Annotated in this window: 12 protein-coding genes and 1 pseudogene; 8 read left to right on the top strand and 5 right to left on the bottom strand. The window is 62.6% G+C overall.

What is annotated here, in order from left to right:
* Positions 1–24 precede the first annotated feature (24 nt).
* The 6 genes and pseudogenes from RBA41_RS19875 (at position 25) to RBA41_RS19850 (ending at position 3812) form a co-directional block, all read left to right on the top strand.
* Positions 25–723, top strand: coding sequence for a hypothetical protein (locus RBA41_RS19875; RefSeq protein WP_306625996.1), 699 nt, complete (start codon positions 25–27; stop codon positions 721–723).
* A 20-nt stretch (positions 724–743) separates the two neighbouring features.
* Entirely contained in the window at positions 744–1103 is a 360-nt protein-coding gene (locus tag RBA41_RS19870; protein ID WP_306625995.1) for a hypothetical protein, read from the top strand.
* Position 1104: 1 nt separating this feature from the next.
* Positions 1105–1335, top strand: a pseudogene (locus RBA41_RS19865) (transposase domain-containing protein); the annotation flags it as partial.
* Between the two features lie 208 nt (positions 1336–1543).
* A complete protein-coding gene (locus RBA41_RS19860) occupies positions 1544–2167 on the top strand; it encodes a pyridoxamine 5'-phosphate oxidase family protein (RefSeq protein ID WP_306626103.1) in 624 nt (207 codons plus the stop codon).
* Positions 2168–2319: 152 nt separating this feature from the next.
* Complete coding sequence (locus tag RBA41_RS19855; protein ID WP_306625994.1) at positions 2320–3048, top strand: alpha/beta hydrolase; 729 nt, start codon at positions 2320–2322, stop codon at positions 3046–3048.
* Positions 3049–3251: 203 nt separating this feature from the next.
* Positions 3252–3812, top strand: a complete 561-nt coding sequence (locus RBA41_RS19850) for a PEP-CTERM sorting domain-containing protein (RefSeq protein WP_306625993.1) — start codon at positions 3252–3254, stop codon at positions 3810–3812.
* Between the two features lie 84 nt (positions 3813–3896).
* On the opposite strand, the gene RBA41_RS19845 is transcribed toward RBA41_RS19850, so the two are convergent.
* The 4 genes from RBA41_RS19845 to RBA41_RS19830 all read right to left on the bottom strand — a co-directional run bounded on the left by RBA41_RS19845 (position 3897) and on the right by RBA41_RS19830 (position 7321).
* Positions 3897–4214 carry a hypothetical protein gene (locus RBA41_RS19845; protein ID WP_306625992.1) on the bottom strand — a complete coding sequence of 106 codons (318 nt, stop codon included), beginning with the start codon at positions 4212–4214 and terminating at the stop codon, positions 3897–3899.
* 106 nt (positions 4215–4320) lie between these two features.
* Positions 4321–5616 carry a PoNe immunity protein domain-containing protein gene (locus tag RBA41_RS19840; protein WP_306625991.1) on the bottom strand — a complete coding sequence of 432 codons (1296 nt, stop codon included), beginning with the start codon at positions 5614–5616 and terminating at the stop codon, positions 4321–4323.
* A 23-nt stretch (positions 5617–5639) separates the two neighbouring features.
* Positions 5640–6695 (bottom strand): tRNA 2-selenouridine(34) synthase MnmH, encoded by a 1056-nt coding sequence (gene mnmH, locus RBA41_RS19835; protein WP_306625990.1) that lies wholly within the window; start codon positions 6693–6695, stop codon positions 5640–5642.
* Positions 6692–7321, bottom strand: coding sequence for an arylesterase (locus RBA41_RS19830; protein ID WP_374709572.1), 630 nt, complete (start codon positions 7319–7321; stop codon positions 6692–6694). The genes mnmH and RBA41_RS19830 overlap by 4 nt, the downstream gene beginning before the upstream one ends.
* Here RBA41_RS19830 and RBA41_RS19825 point away from each other — a divergent pair.
* Positions 7320–8036: an ABC transporter ATP-binding protein gene (locus tag RBA41_RS19825; protein ID WP_099882717.1), complete on the top strand. Its 717-nt coding sequence runs from the start codon at positions 7320–7322 to the stop codon at positions 8034–8036. The two genes, RBA41_RS19830 and RBA41_RS19825, sit on opposite strands and share 2 nt — an antisense overlap.
* A gap of 97 nt (positions 8037–8133) precedes the next feature.
* On the opposite strand, the gene RBA41_RS19820 is transcribed toward RBA41_RS19825, so the two are convergent.
* Positions 8134–9618: an NAD(P)H-hydrate dehydratase gene (locus RBA41_RS19820; protein WP_306625988.1), complete on the bottom strand. Its 1485-nt coding sequence runs from the start codon at positions 9616–9618 to the stop codon at positions 8134–8136.
* A gap of 112 nt (positions 9619–9730) precedes the next feature.
* Between RBA41_RS19820 and RBA41_RS19815 the strand changes: the two genes are divergently transcribed.
* The gene (locus RBA41_RS19815) at positions 9731–13345 is read left to right on the top strand and encodes a hydantoinase B/oxoprolinase family protein (protein WP_306625987.1); all 3615 of its coding nucleotides are present in this window, start codon (positions 9731–9733) and stop codon (positions 13343–13345) included.
* The last annotated feature ends 114 nt before the right edge of the window (positions 13346–13459 follow it).

Raw genomic sequence — 13459 nt, 5'->3', positions numbered from 1 at the left:
AGGTTATACCTGCCCGAAGGTAGCTTGTCCTCAGAAACGCTGGCGCAGCGCCGGTTGGGCCAATCCTCCCTTGCGATCGATCTGGCGGACGATACCGGCCGCACGCGTGCCATCGTCATTGCCTTTCGAAAAATGTCCGGCGCCGACGAAGCGCTGCATTGGACCCGCCTGTGCACGCTGGCCAACGCCTTGCAGGCCGAGCTTGGCTTTCCTGCGCCGGCAGTCAGTATTTCGGGTGGCAATGGCTTCTACCTGTGGATGTCGCTGGACACGCCCACGCCAGTCGCCCGGGTTCAAACGTTTCTGGAATTGATACGCAAGGCCTACACGCCAGACATGGACGTGCTTCTGGACGCAGCCAGCGCCCCGGTGGAATTGCCCCCTTGCCTCGACCCGCACAGCGGCAAGTGGGCCGCATTCATCGATCCGGGCCTGGGCGCTTCCTTTGCCGACGAGTCCGGGCTGGAAATGCCGCCGCCGCTGGCAGGCCAGGCAGCGCTGCTCGAGCGCGTGGAGCGCATCAGCGCCAAACAGTTCCAGCATGCCCTCGACGTACTCGAACAGGCGCATGGTGCGCCCGTCACCGCGAGCGTCAGCGTGCCGCCACGCGAGCCTGCCCCCAGCGCAGATGGCTTGCTGCTGCGCGACGCCACGCTGGAAGACATCGTGCGCTTCCTGCATTCAAAAAACATCGAACCGACCTTCCGGCATCTCATTTCCTGAATAAAGAATAAGCCACGGCGATGCAAACGAAAATTCAGTGTGTGGACGATGTGTTGGGCTTCATGTTCGAGAAAGGCTTCGCGCGAAAATTCGATGAACTCGGATCGCCTCCCGACGATCTGGAATTCTGGTACATAAACGCACTGGTCTACGCCACGGTTGCCGCCACCCGCCCGCCTCTGGAGACGCGGCGGATTGCGCTACTTTCCCTCATCGAAGCGATTCATTTCCAGGCCAAGGCCTGGATTCCGATCTATGGGAACGCACCATGCGAGTTCGATGTCGGCGGCTACCAATTCCCGGAAGATATTTTGGTCTACGAGTCCGCAGTCATCGATGGCGTTGTGCGACAACGAGCAGGGGCTTCATCAGCGCGATGAGCAACGCCGGCGCTTAATTTACACCCTGATCGGGACGGCCAAGCTCAACGGTGTGGACGCCGAAGCCTGGTTGCGCCATGTGCTAGCCAACATCGCCGATCATCCCGTCAACCGTGTTGACGAGTTCCTGCCCTGGCATTGCGCCGGGCGGCTGGCTCCTGCCTACAAACACTCCGCTTCCCAGCGGTGTGACGCTATCATCGGGCAATTCGACGGCTCAAGACGGCGCTGAGACGACGCTACGCTTATCCAACCCACGTTCTTCTCTCAATTGAATGGCACACGCTCAGTCCCCCGCCCCAGGCTGCAGTCGCGCGCGATGGCTGCCAGTTGAAGATGTGCTCGGGTAAAATGGATATCCAAGCAGCCATTGGGAGCGATCGCCGGAGGCTCTCTTGTGACTGCAAGAGCCCATCAATCAGCATAGGGAGTAGAGCTTGATCCAGCTTGACAGCCAAATCGTTTCGGATATCGCGGCGCTTGAAGGGATTTACGGAACGCCTGCCGCAGCGTCGATAAAAAAAGAAGTGGCATACATTCATCCGCACTATCGAAAATTCATCGAGGCGGCGCCGTTTGCCCTCCTGGCAACAAGCGGATCGGACGGTCTCGATGTGTCTCCCCGAGGTGACCCCGCTGGTTTTGTCCGGGTCCACGACGAATTCACCTTGCTCCTTCCCGATCGTCGCGGGAACAATCGAATAGACAGTCTGCGGAATGTCCTGCATGATTCCCGGGTCTCTCTCATCTTTTTGATACCCGGGATTGGAGAAACGTTGCGGGTCAACGGTGCCGCATCGATTCAAGTCGATCCGGGTTTGCTGTCAACCTTCAGCATCGACGGCAAATCGCCGCTTTCCGTATTGGTCGTGAAAGTCAACGCGGTGTTTTTCCAGTGCTCACGCGCGATACTTCGTTCGCATCTCTGGGACCCGTCCAGGCATCGGGATCGGGGGGATTTGCCGAGCCTTGGGACAATCTTGGGGGATTTGAGTGGTGACGAAATTGATGGCCAAAAATATGATGCCGATTTGCCCCGGCGTTTATCAACAACGCTTTATTGATCTCGGCAGCGTCGCTGACTCGTACACTTAGTGCCGATTTGTCCCGGCATGTTGTGTGATGCCAGCATCGCTTGAATTGCCGGGCGGCTCAAGACGGTGTTAGGGCGACGCTTACCCAGAAGCCGACAAAGTCACCTGCAAAGAAAGAGCTCATGCGTCAGCTGTTCGCCCTATGGCCCTTGATGTTTGCTATGCCAGCTGCCATGGCTGCCGTTTCAGTGGACATTCACACTCCAGCCAATATTCAAGCCTGTGCTCGTGCGAAACCATGTCCAGTCGCAATCCTAAGCCCGGGATACGGATTTTCTGGTTCGGACTACTCATTCGTAACCAACCACCTTAACGGGATGGGTTACTTGGTTGTGGCCCTCCAGGATAGTGCCGGCGGCATGATTTTGGACCGGGACACCCCAGTGTCGCCCCAAGTACAAGCAATGGCCCGGGTAGCGTCGAGGTCAATCTCCACCATCATCGGCGAGGCTGCGGTACGTTATCCTCAATTCGATTGGCAACGGCTGCTCCTCGTCGGGCACTCGCTTGGTGGGGACAGTTCGGCCCAGTTTGCCGCTGACAACCCAAACGGCGTTTCCGCCCTGATTAGCCTCGACAGCCGGCGGGTCGCGTTGCCCCGCTCAGCTTATATCCACGTCCTGACAATTCGTGCTGGCGACACTACTGCGGATGCCGGTGTCCTGCCGAAAGGGGAAGAGCGGAGCCGCTACGCTACCTGCGTGGTCCACATCGGAGGTTCTCGCCATAACGATATGCAAGATGCTGGCAGTGAACAACTAAAATCCAGAATCAAATCGGCCATCAATACGTTCCTTGCCCCAGCGCTGCGGCCTAAATACGGTTGCGACCCGGACTCCAGGCTGGAATGACGAGCATCTGGGCAGAAGCGTGATACAGCATCAAGCTCAGTGCGCGGGCGTTATTCGCAGGTGTGCTTATGCCGCGGCGTGATCGCTGACTCGCATTTCGTATTGAATTAACGACAAATTTAATAAATAATCAATCATATCGAAAAGTACAGGTCAAACCCATGTACCATGATCGCTTTATTCACTAACATGAAGGAAGCATCATGATCCGCAAGCTAGCCGCATTGGCGGCCTTATTGTCGCCACTGTGCAGCGCGCACGCCGAGCAAAACAGTTGGTCATTCGTCTATACGGGCTTTGATGTCGCCACCATTAGCTGGGACGGCGACACCACGAAGTGGGATCCCGCCGCTACCATCAAGGGCACGTTCAGCGGTACCGACAGCAATGGCGATGGCGAGCTAGTGTTTTCCGAACTGAGCTTGCTCCAGGTCGGCGGCTTCGACTACGTCGGCTGCTCATGGGGAACGTGTAGTTCGGACTATACCTTCAGCTACACCCCGAACGGCCAGCTCGATTTCAAAGTAAGCCACTATAGCAACGATCCGGAGGGCTATGTTTTCTGGTCCACAGTGTACGAAACCGGCGCGAGTGCGGATTTCAAAACATACACCTTGGGCACGCCGAGCGGGGCGAGTTATGTTTGGACGCCGCAGACTACCCTGTCGATTGCCGCAGCTGTTCCAGAGCCATCGACTTACGCCATGCTTGTGGCAGGCTTGCTGCTGGTGGGCGGCGCAGCACGTGCTCGTCGCGCCAGGTAAGGTGGTGTATTCGCGACAAATTTGGCAAACGCTTACCACGTCGAAAAGGGTGCGTACCCAGCCTGTGCCATGATCGCGTTTTAGTTAAGCCAAATCAGGCATCATGATGCGCAAGCTGGCCGCACTGGCGGCATTGTTATCCACTGTGTATCGTCCAAGCCGCGGAAAACACCCTGTATCACGCCAGCCGGCCCGCCAGCCGGCTTTTTTAGACGGCCCGATGACCGTTGACGTGTACAGCATACTGCTGAAGTAGCAGGGCCTCGTTCTGATGAAACTTCCGCTCCATTTCAAGCCCCGCTCTTCGCACGCTGCATGATATCCATGTTTGCCGCAAAACTCGCAAATACCCTCGCCGAAGAGCCCGCAGTCATCAGCCATGTCCTTGTAAGGCTGATCCATTCGTAAAAAATCCGGTGTTCTTAGACCGGGGCATAGGTGACCGACATCACCAGTCAAGCGTCATGATTTCCGTGCGGGCCTCGCCTACAGAGCGCAAGGGCCGCGCCTAACTCCAGCCATCCTCGTCAAGTACCTCAAGCGACAACTGTTCGCACAGCAGCGCAAATTCATCCTTCGCATCGGCCCGCACCAGGAGCGCGTTCCAGTTGTCGTCATCGTCGTCGTTGAGGACGAACAACTGCTGGCCTTGCCCGGCCGCCCATGCCTGCAACGCCGACAGGATCTTGCTGATGCGGGCCGGGCCCTCCGGTGGTGGCGGCGGTGGCGTGAACGCGGGTAAGCCGCGCGCGGCGCACATGGCCACCACATGGTCGGCCAGCGAGGCATCGTCCTTCAGGTCCGCCTGCGCGCCGTAACCGAGCCCGGCCAGCACCTCCATCGCGCTGCACAGCGCCGGCATGCTCTTGCGCTTTTTCAGCCCCTTGTGCGCCTTTGTGATGATGTCGGCCTGCTCGTTGCAGGCCAGCTCCAGCCAGCGCACGTACGCCTCGGCAGGCTTGAGGGTGTAGACTTTTTTCGGCTGCAGATGCGGCGAAGGAGGAATTTCCGGACCCGCGCCCACACCCGTGGCGCGCCACGCATCGCGCTTGCCGCGCATGTGTTCACGGTAATAATCGACCAGCTCGCGCGGATAGTAGGGCAGGTCGCGGAAGGTGCTGTCGTCGATATCGTAGGCACACACCGCCAGCGCAATCTCGAACGGGAAATGCAGGAAGATATGTTTGCCTGCGGCCGGGGCTTCACGGTAGCCGGATGGCTTCATCAGTTTCGGCCACTGGCGCATGCATGCTTCCAGTGCCCGCGTGCGCGCTGGTTCGTCCAGCAGCAGCGCGTCGATGACCGCTTCGTCGTTCGGCTCCGAGAACGCTGGATCGTATTCCTTGGCGTACGACGTCGATGGAACAAATGCCTTGAGCATCATGTCGAACAACACCGGGCCGTCCTCGCGCGTGAACCAGGCGTCGGCGCGCGCCAGTTCCGTGCCCTTGTCGTCGAAGCAGACGAAGGCAAACAGCCACAGCAGGGACCAAGGTTCGCCCGAATCAATCAGCACGTCGTGCTCCGGGAACAGCCTCTTGCTCGCTTCCTGCGTGCTGCGCAAGGTAGGCAGCATGTCATCCAGGAACCAGGCACGGATGCTGTCGAGCGAGTCGCCGCGCCCGAAGCGGTGCAGCAGGCATTTTTGCTGATAGCGGGGAATGGTCAGCAGTTCGTACTGATTGAACGAACTGTCCGGCTCTTCCGCATAGCGGCGCAGGGGAAAAGCGACGCTGGTGTCGGCGTCGCTGACGTGGTATTCCATCTCGGCAGGCGTGCTGCTCAGGTTACGCGGTGTGCTCATGCGGTCCAGTTGTCAAAGGTTGTTCACGCGGCGTGCAAGCGGTGCGCCGCGGCCAGGAAATCCGCCTCGCCGATATCGTCCAGCTGCACCACCTCTGCCTTGCCGACCTGGATGAAGTTGCGGTCGATCGAGCGCAGGTAAGCCGGATCGTAATGCGCGGACAGCAATTCGTCCACCAGTACCGGCATCTGCCCTCCGCTGGCCAGCGCGTGCCAGCTGTCGATCTTGTCGCGTCCGTGCAGCAGCGTCAGGCAGTCGAGCTGCGTATTGAGCGTGTCCGGACTCTCGGTGAAATGCTCGTAGTCTTCCATCAGCAGGCGCACCCGGTTCGGCCGCGACAGCATCAACGACACGCAGGACGATTGCCGCATCTTGTTCATCAACGCGTCGGGTACGCGCAACTGGCCGACCTTTTTGCTTTCCGATTCCACGAACACGGGCCGTGCCGGATCGAAGCGGCGCAGTTTTTCCCAGATCAGGGTTTCGAACATCTTTTGCGACGGCTGCGGTTTGCTCGGCAGATTGCCCAGTACCGAGCCGCGGTGCGCGGCCAGCTGTTCCAGGTCCAGCACCTGCGCGCCAATCGAGTCGAGCACCTGCAGCAGGCGGCTCTTGCCGCTGCCCGTGGTGCCGCAAATAACTTTCAATTCCGGCACGGGCGTTTCCAGCAGCGCCGCGCTGACATGCGCGCGGTACGCCTTGTAGCCGCCATCGAGCTGCACCGCCGGCCAGCCGATTTTGGCCAGGATCAGCGCCATCGAGCCGCTGCGGTTGCCGCCACGCCAGCAATACACCAGCGGACGCCATTCCTTCGGTTTATCCAGCCACAGCGTTTCGATATGGCGCGCGATGTTCTTGGCCACCAGCGCCGCGCCGACCTTCTTGGCCTCGAAGGCGTTGATCTGCTTGTACATGGTGCCCACCCGCACGCGCTCCGGGTCGCTCAGCACCGGGCAGTTGATGGCGCCGGGAAGATGGTCGAGGGCGAATTCGGACTCGCTGCGCGCGTCGATGATGCAGTCGAACTGGTCGAGCTGCGGCAGCAGCGACGCAAAATTCTCAATGGCGGGATATTTCATCGGGCTTTCACCAGTGCGAGGAAGTGAGGCCAGATGTTCGCCAGGATGACCGGATGGGCCTGGGCGTTCGGATGCAGGCGGTCGGCCTGGAACAGCGCCGGCTTGTCGGCCACCCCGTCGAGCATGAACGGCACCAGCGGCGCCTTGTACTGGGTCGAGAGCGACTTGTACATACCGAAGAAACGTTCGGTGTAATCGCGTCCGTAATTGGGCGGGATGCGCATGCCGACCAGCAGCACGCGCGCCTTGTTCTTTTGCGCCAGCTCGATCATGGTGCGCATATTGGTTTCGGCGGCGGCCACCGGCAGGCCGCGCAGGCCGTCGTTGGCGCCCAGTTCGATGACCACGATGTCGGGCTTGTGCTGGGTGAGCAGGGCCGGCAGGCGCGCGCGCCCGCCGCTGGTGGTTTCGCCGCTGATGCTGGCGTTGACGATGGCGGCGTCGATTTTTTCGGCCTTGAGCTTCTGCTCCAGCAGCGCGACCCAGCCGGCGCCGCGGCTCAGTCCATACTCGGCGGACAGGCTATCGCCCAGCACAAGCACGGTTTTTGGTGCAGAATAGGCGCTCGCCGAGGCGGCCATCATCAGCAGCCCGCAAACAGACCATTTTTTGAGATAAACAAGCATGCGTGACATTCCTGACTCTTCCAATCGTTACGTAAGTGACCATGCAAAGGCGCCGGCGGCGATCGAGGTGATCGGCCTGTCGAAACGGGTGGCCGACGCCAGCGGCGAGCTCACCATTTTGCACAGTGTGGATTTTACAGTGCAACCGGCCGAGACGCTCGCGATCGTGGGCGCGTCCGGTTCGGGCAAGTCGACCTTGCTCGGGCTGCTCGCCGGCCTGGACACGCCATCGTCCGGCAAGGTGATCCTCGCCGGCGACGATATCTTCGCGCTCGATGAAGATGGCCGCGCCAGCCTGCGCAAGGCCAAGCTGGGCTTCGTATTCCAGTCGTTCCAGTTGCTGGCGCACTTGAATGCGCTGGAAAACGTGATGCTGCCGATGGAATTGCGCGGCGAAAGCGACGCCAAGGAAAAGGCGGCGGCAATGCTGGGACGGGTAGGGCTGTCGAGCCGCCTGAAGCATTATCCGAAGTTTCTGTCCGGCGGCGAGCAGCAGCGCGTGGCCCTGGCGCGCGCGTTCGTTACCGAGCCGCCGCTGCTGTTCGCCGACGAGCCGACCGGCAGCCTCGATGCCGCCACCGGCGAAGCGGTGATTCAGCTGATGTTTGAATTGAACCGCGAACGCGGTTCGACCCTGGTGCTGGTGACGCACGATCCGTCGATTGCGGCGCGTTGTGGACGGACGATTACGATTGCGGGTGGACGGTTGGTCTAGGTCTAGCGGTTTCCGTTAGCTACCGAACCATAATCCGTCGTTTCTGCCAATGGCAGGAACGACGGAGCAAGGTGTAGCGAATTGACGAAGCGGCGCCTCAGCGCGCCAGTGCATTGAGCACCGCGCGCGCCGCCACCGGCAATTCCCCCGCGGTCAATCCAATCGGCCCGCTCCCTTGCGCCACCAGCCGGTCGGCCGCCGCGCCATGCACCCACACCGCGCCCAGCGCCGCCTCCCACGCCTGCCACCCTTGCGCCAGCAAACTGCCGCAGATCCCCGCCAGCACGTCACCGCTGCCCGCCGTGGCCAATCCCGCGTTCCCGGTCGGATTGATCACCGCCGCGCCGCTGGCATTCGCAATCACGCTGCCCGATCCCTTGAGCACCACCACCGCATTCAAACGCGATGCCAGTTCGCGCGCCGCGGCCAGCCGGTCGCCCTGAACGACGCCGCTGGTCACGCCCAGCAGGCGGGCCGCCTCCAGCGGATGCGGCGTCAGGATCGCCGGCGCCTCGCGCTGCGCCAGCCGTCCCTGCAAGTCCGGACTGGACGCGAGCAAATTGAGCGCATCGGCGTCGAGCACCAGCGGCGCCTTGCCTTCGAGTGCCTTGAACAGCACCCGCATGGCGGTCACCGAATCGCCCATGCCCGGCCCGATCACGAGCGTGGCGTCGCCGCTGTCGAACTCCTGGGCGTCGCGCATCATGATTTCGGGCTGGGCGAAATCGACTGCCGTCACCGGGTCGATGGCGGCCACAAACACCCGCCCGGCCCCGCAAAACAGGGCGCCGCGTGCTGCCAGCAAGGGCGCGCCAGCCATGCCTTTCGCGCCGCCCATCACCGCCACGTCGCCAAAGCTGCCTTTATGGCTGCTATGCCGGCGCGGCGCGAGATGGCGCGCAAACAGCGCCGGCTCGTTCAGGCGCGCCCCGGCTGGCGGCCGCTGGCCCGGATCGATGCCGAGCGGCGCCACCTGCACCTGGCCGGCGTAGTCGCGCCCTTCATACGTATGCAGCCCGGGCTTGTCGGCGATGAAGGTAATCGTGCGCGTGGCGTGGATCGCGACGCCGTCCGGGCCGATCACGGCGCCGGTATCGGCATCGAGTCCGCTCGGTACATCGAGCGCCAGTACCGGCCGTCCGAGTGCATTGATGGTCTCGACCAGCGAACGCATTTCGCCAGCCAGCGGGCGCGCCAGTCCGATGCCGAACAGGCCATCGACGATCAGGCCCCAGTCGCGCCCGAGCGGCAGGGTATCGACAAACTGCGCCTTGCTGGCGCGCGCGCGGGCCAGCGCCTGCGCCGTTTCGGGCGAGGGTGCCGCCGCGCCGGGAAGATGCAGCACCGTGACATCGGCCTCAAGATCGGTGTTGGCACCGGCCAGGTTGGCCGCCACTTCGAGCGCGTCGCCGCCGTTGTTGCCCGGGCCGGCCAGCACCAGCACCTTGCGCCCGGCCAGCATGTCGCGCGCGGCGCTGGTGGCCGCTTCGCCGGCGCGCTGCATGAGCGTACCGGCCGGCAGGGCCGCCGCCATGGTGTGTTCGATACTGCGGATTTCGGCCACGTTGTACAGTGATTTCATCATAACTCCGTTGCAAAGGCACCAATATTGTGCCAATTTCAATACGCTGCGACTAAAATTTCGGGTTGGGCACTACAATATGCGCCATTCCAAACACATTTAAGGACGGCACATGGATTGGCAATTCTGGATCGATCGCGGCGGCACATTTACCGACATCGTGGCGCGTCAGCCCGACGGCAGCCTGGTGACCCATAAATTGTTGTCCGAAAATCCGGAGCAATACAGCGACGCAGCCGTCGCCGGTATTCGCCACCTGCTTGGCCTGCGGCCCGGCGATCCGATTCCGGTCGAGGCCATCGAGGCCGTGAAGATGGGCACCACCGTCGCCACCAACGCACTGCTCGAACGCAAGGGCGAACGCACGGCGCTGGCCATCACGCGCGGCTTTCGCGACGCGCTGCGCATAGCGTATCAGAACCGGCCGAAATTGTTCGATCGTCATATCGTGCTGCCGGAACTGCTGTACAGCCACGTGGTGGAAATCGACGAGCGCATGGGCGCCCACGGCGACGTGCTCACGCCACTCGACGACACCGCCACCCGCGCCGCCCTGCAAACAGCCTATGACGACGGCGCCCGCTCGTTGGCGATCGTCTTCATGCACGGCTACCGCTACACCGCGCACGAAGCGGCTTGCGCGCGCATCGCCCGCGCCATCGGCTACACCCAGGTCTCGGTCTCGCACGAGGTGAGCCCGATGATGAAACTGGTCGCGCGCGGCGACACCACCGTCGTCGACGCCTACCTCTCGCCGATCCTGCGCCGCTATGTCGACCAGGTGGCCGCCGAAATGCCCACCGTGAACCTGCAGTTCATGCAGTCGAACGGCGGCCTGACCGACGCGCGCGCCTTCCAGGGCAAGGACAGCATCTTGTCCGGACCGGCCGGCGGCATCGTCGGCATGGCGCGCGCCAGCCAGCTGGCCGGCTTCGACAAGGTCATCGGATTCGACATGGGCGGCACCTCGACCGACGTGTCGCACTTTTCGGGCGAATTCGAGCGCGTGTTCGAGACCCAGGTTGCGGGCGTGCGCATGCGCGCGCCGATGATGAGCATTCACACCGTGGCCGCCGGCGGCGGCTCGCTGCTGCATTTCGACGGCAGCCGCTATCGCGTCGGCCCGGACAGCGCCGGGGCCAATCCGGGGCCGGCCAGCTACCGGCGCGGCGGGCCGCTCGCGGTCACCGACTGCAACGTCATGCTGGGCAAAATCCAGCCCGCGCATTTCCCGCGCCTGTTCGGCCCCGATGCCAACCAGCCGCTCGACCCGGAACGCGTGCGCGCGCAATTCCTCGCGCTGGCGCAAAAGATTGGCGCTGCCACCGGCGTCACGCCAACACCGGAGCAGGTGGCCGAAGGCTTCATCCAGATCGCGGTCGGGAACATGGCCAACGCGATCAAGCAGATCTCGGTGCAGCGCGGCCACGACGTGACCGACTATGCGCTCACCAGTTTCGGCGGCGCCGGCGGCCAGCACGCCTGCCTGGTGGCCGACGCCCTCGGCATGAAGACCGTGTTCGTGCACTCGCTGGCTGGCGTGCTGTCGGCCTACGGCATGGGCCTGGCCGACCAGCGCGCCATGCGCGAGCGCGCGGTCGAACTGCGCCTGCTTGATACCACGCCCGATATGCTGGCCGGCTATCTGCACGGCCTCGGTGAAGGCCTGACCCGCGAACTCACGCACCAGGGCGTGGCCGCCTCGCGCATCCGCCTGGTGCGCCGCGTTCACCTGCGCTACGAAGGCACCGATTCGGCCATCATCGTCCTGTTCGACAATCCCGAGCGCATGAAGAACCAGTTCGAGGCGGCCTACAAGAAGCGCTTCTCGTTCCTGATGCCGTCGAAGGCGATGGTGGTCGAGGCGGTGTCGGTCGAAGCCATCGGCGCATCGGACGCGCCGGCCGAGAACCTGGCGCTGCTGCCCACGCGCGCGGCGCCGCTCAAGGCGCGCGAGACGGTGCGCATGTTCGGCGCCGATTCGTGGCATAACACGGGCCTGTACAAGCGCGCCGACATGCGTCCGGGCGACGTGATCAAGGGCCCGGCCATCGTCGCCGAGGACAATGCCACCACCGTGGTGGAACTGGGCTGGCAGGCGAAAGTCACGCCGCACAACCATCTGGTGCTGACCCGGATCGAAGCGCTGCCCGCGCGGCGCGCCATCGGCACCACGGCCGACCCGGTGATGCTGGAGATCTTCAATAACCTGTTCATGTCGATCGCCGAGCAAATGGGGCTGCGCCTGCAGAACACCGCGTACTCGGTCAACATCAAGGAACGGCTGGACTTCAGCTGCGCGATTTTTGATGCCGCCGGCAACCTGATCGCCAATGCGCCGCACATGCCGGTGCATCTGGGCTCCATGGGCGAATCGATCAAGACCGTCATGACCGAGAACGCCGGCAAGATGCGTCCGGGCGACGTCTTCATGCTCAACGACCCGTATCACGGCGGCACCCACCTGCCCGATGTGACGGTGATTACGCCGGTGTTCGACGAGGCGGGCGCCGCGATCCTGTTTTACGTCGGCTCACGCGGCCACCACGCCGACATCGGCGGCACCACGCCAGGGTCGATGCCGCCGGACTCGGTGTTCATCGAACAGGAAGGCGTGTTGATCGATAACTTCAAGCTGGTCGACGGCGCCGATGGCTTGCTGCGCGACGCGGAAGCGCGCGCTCTCTTGAGCGGCGTGCGCTACCCGGCACGCAATCCCGACCAGAACATGGCCGACCTGCGCGCGCAGGTGGCGGCCAACCAGAAGGGGGTGGACGAACTGCGCAAGATGGTCGCGCACTTCGGCCTGGCCGTCGTGCAGGCCTACATGGGCCACGTGCAGGATAACGCCGAAGAAGCGGTGCGGCGCGTGATCACGGCGCTCAAAGACGGCGACTTCACCACCGACCTCGATAACGGCGCCCGTATCCAGGTTGCCATTCGGGTCGACCAGGCCACGCGCAGCGCGACCATCGACTTCAGCGGCACCTCGCCGCAGCTGGCCAACAACTTCAACGCGCCTTCGGCGGTGTGCATGGCGGCGGTGCTGTACGTGTTCCGCACGCTGGTGGACGACGAGATTCCGCTCAACGCGGGCTGCCTGAAACCGCTGAAGGTGATCATTCCGCCGGGCTCGATGCTCAATCCGCATTATCCGGCGTCGGTCGTATCGGGGAACGTGGAAACGTCGACCTGCATCACCAACACGCTGTACGGCGCGCTCGGTGTCATGGCCGCCTCGCAGGGCACGATGAACAACTTCACCTTCGGGAATGCCAAATACCAGTATTACGAAACCATTTCGGGCGGTTCCGGCGCCGGCGAGGGCTACAACGGCACCGACGTGGTCCAGACCAACATGACCAATTCGCGCCTGACCGACCCGGAAATCCTGGAATTCCGTTTCCCGGTGCGGTTGGAAAGCTACGAAATCCGTCCCGGCTCGGGCGGGGCAGGGCGCTGGCACGGCGGTAACGGCGGGGTGCGCAAGGTGCGCTTCCTGGAGCCGATGACCGCGGCCATCCTGTCGAATAACCGCATCCATGCGCCGTTCGGCATGGCTGGCGGCAGTCCCGGTGCATGCGGCGTGAACAGCGTGGTGCGGGCCGACGGCAGCGTCGAGATGCTTGCGCATATCGGCAAAACCGAGATGGCGGCGGGCGATCTGTTCGTGATCGAAACGCCGGGTGGAGGCGGATTTGGAGATTCGTGCTCCAAAAATTTGTGAAATTGGCTACACTTATGGTTTGGTACACAATTTAGTGTCAGATCAATAAGGGTTGTATTTTGGAATCACATGAGCAAGACGGACCTCGGCGGGTAGAGCCGAGCCTGGTGCCGG

Origin of the sequence: Massilia scottii, assembly GCF_030846495.1 — a bacterium.
Lineage (GTDB): Bacteria > Pseudomonadota > Gammaproteobacteria > Burkholderiales > Burkholderiaceae_D > Telluria_A > Telluria_A violaceinigra.
Note: the sequence above shows the minus strand (reverse complement) of the source record. Positions and strands in the feature narration are given on the sequence as shown.

What these genes read in the sequence shown, in the direction of transcription:
- RBA41_RS19870 (WP_306625995.1), top strand. Translation starts at nt 744, where the DNA reads ATGCAAACGAAAATTCAGTGTGTGGACGATGTGTTGGGCTTCATGTTC.
- RBA41_RS19855 (WP_306625994.1), top strand. Translation starts at nt 2,320, where the DNA reads ATGCGTCAGCTGTTCGCCCTATGGCCCTTGATGTTTGCTATGCCAGCT.
- RBA41_RS19850 (WP_306625993.1), top strand. Translation starts at nt 3,252, where the DNA reads ATGATCCGCAAGCTAGCCGCATTGGCGGCCTTATTGTCGCCACTGTGC.
- RBA41_RS19845 (WP_306625992.1), bottom strand. Translation starts at nt 4,214, where the DNA reads ATGGATCAGCCTTACAAGGACATGGCTGATGACTGCGGGCTCTTCGGC.
- RBA41_RS19840 (WP_306625991.1), bottom strand. Translation starts at nt 5,616, where the DNA reads ATGAGCACACCGCGTAACCTGAGCAGCACGCCTGCCGAGATGGAATAC.
- mnmH (WP_306625990.1), bottom strand. Translation starts at nt 6,695, where the DNA reads ATGAAATATCCCGCCATTGAGAATTTTGCGTCGCTGCTGCCGCAGCTC.
- RBA41_RS19825 (WP_099882717.1), top strand. Translation starts at nt 7,320, where the DNA reads ATGCGTGACATTCCTGACTCTTCCAATCGTTACGTAAGTGACCATGCA.
- RBA41_RS19830 (WP_374709572.1), bottom strand. Translation starts at nt 7,321, where the DNA reads ATGCTTGTTTATCTCAAAAAATGGTCTGTTTGCGGGCTGCTGATGATG.
- RBA41_RS19820 (WP_306625988.1), bottom strand. Translation starts at nt 9,618, where the DNA reads ATGAAATCACTGTACAACGTGGCCGAAATCCGCAGTATCGAACACACC.
- RBA41_RS19815 (WP_306625987.1), top strand. Translation starts at nt 9,731, where the DNA reads ATGGATTGGCAATTCTGGATCGATCGCGGCGGCACATTTACCGACATC.